1 protein-coding gene is annotated in these 217 nt (G+C 49.3%); it reads right to left on the bottom strand.

Going from position 1 to position 217, the window contains the following annotated elements; all coding sequences use genetic code 11:
• Positions 1-217, bottom strand: a 217-nt coding sequence (locus A1830_RS20910) for an integrase core domain-containing protein (protein ID WP_156485065.1), incomplete at both ends; no start/stop codon positions are given.

Genomic DNA, 217 nt, shown 5'->3' with positions numbered 1-217 from the left:
TTGAGATTTCCAGTTTCTCAGCCATCAGCCCATATTCTTCCGGCGTCAGGTTATTCAGGGATTCATGAGGCCGCTCACTGTTGTATTCATGCAGCCAGCGCTCCGTTATTTCCCGCGCTTCATCCAGTGTTCTGAACAGATAAAAATCCAGTATTTCTGTCCGGTACGTCCTGTTAAAACGCTCGATAAACGCGTTCTGGGTCGGCTTACCCGGCTT

This window comes from Erwinia sp. ErVv1 (assembly GCF_900068895.1).
In the GTDB taxonomy this organism is placed as follows: Bacteria; Pseudomonadota; Gammaproteobacteria; order Enterobacterales; family Enterobacteriaceae; genus Erwinia.
The sequence above is the reverse complement of the archived record's forward strand: the minus strand, read 5'-3'. Positions and strand labels throughout refer to the sequence as shown.